Source organism: Clavibacter sp. MX14-G9D (genome assembly GCF_032917815.1).
Lineage (GTDB): Bacteria > Actinomycetota > Actinomycetes > Actinomycetales > Microbacteriaceae > Clavibacter > Clavibacter michiganensis_K.
Genome location: NZ_JAVCVL010000367.1, coordinates 1 through 1,361, shown reverse-complemented (window position 1 = coordinate 1,361; position 1,361 = coordinate 1). Strand labels below are relative to the sequence as shown.

The 1,361-nt window shown below is 78.3% G+C and carries 1 protein-coding gene; it reads left to right on the top strand.

Annotated elements, in window-relative coordinates; all coding sequences use genetic code 11:
• Positions 1–1,361: transglutaminase-like domain-containing protein (locus tag Q6969_RS15680; RefSeq protein ID WP_317231272.1), on the top strand; the 1,361-nt coding region annotated here is incomplete at both ends.

Below are 1,361 nucleotides of genomic sequence, written 5' to 3'. Positions count from 1 at the left end.
TGCTCGCGGTCGCGCTCGCGGCGGGCGTCGCGGCCACCGCCGCCGCCCCGCCCGAGGTCGCCCGCACCGCGCTCCGCTCCACCGTCGAGCAGCCCTTCGACCCGCGGGAGCAGGTCAGCCCCCTCTCGTCCTTCCGCACGTACTGGAAGGCCCCGGCCGTCGACGACACCCTGTTCCGCGTCTCCGGCCTGCCCGCCGGCGGTCGCGTGCGCCTCGCGGCGCTCGACACGTACGACGGCGTCGTCTACGGCGTGGGCGGCGCCCGCGGCAGCGTCGACGCGTCCCGCACCGGGCAGGCCTCGGGGACGTTCGCGCGCGTGCCGTACCGGCTCGACCAGACCGGCGTCGCGGGCGACGACGTCACGCTGGACGTCGTCATCGGCTCCTACCGCGGCGTCTGGCTGCCGGGCGCCGGGCGCCTCGAGCGCATCGGGTTCGCCGGCGACGACGGCGGACGCCTCGCCGACTCGTTCTACTACGACGACGCGACGGCGACGGGCGCGGTGATCGGCGGACTCACGGAGGGCGACGCCTACGAGATCGAGGCCGTCGTGGCCTCCACGCCCCCGCTCGCGGCGCTGGCCGACGAGCGCCCGGGCGACGCGGTGGCCCCACGGCCCACGGGCGTGCCCGACGAGATCCAGTCGCAGGTGCAGGCGTCGACCGCCGCGCCCGACGGGGCGACCTCGGGCGGAGCCGATGCGGGCGCCGGCGCGTCGGCCTCGCCGGGCGCGCAGCTCGTCGCCGCGGTCTCCGCCCTGCGCGCCGACGGCTACGTCAGCCACGGCGTGGGCGACGCGCCGTTCAGCAGGTCCGGCCACTCCGCCGAGCGGATCGCCGACCTCCTCACCACCCGCCCAATGCTCGGCGACGCCGAGCAGTACGCGGTCGCGGCCGCCCTCATGGCCGACGAGCTCGGCTTCCCCGTGCGCGTCGTGATGGGCTTCGCCCCGGGCGAGGACGCCGTGCGCGCCGCGGACGGCGGGCCGGTCGCCGTCACGGGCTCCGACGTCACGGCGTGGATCGAGGTCGACACGGCGTCCTCCGGCTGGGTCGCGGTGGATCCGAACCCGCCCGTCCGCGACGTCCCCGACGCCCTGCCCGACGAGCCCACCGAGGTCGCCCGCCCCCAGACCGTGCTGCCCCCGCCCGTGGAGGAGCAGGTCGAGCCCGAGGACCGCACGCCCCCGGACGCGGGCCGCGACGACCGGCCCGAGGTCGATCCGGCGCTCCAGGCGGTCCTCGCCGCCGTCCGCGTGGCCGGGTGGTCGCTGCTCGCGCTCGGCCTCGCCGCATCGCCGTTCCTCGCGGTCGTCGGCGCCAAGGTCCGGCGTCGGCACCGTCGTCGCCGGGCGGCGGCC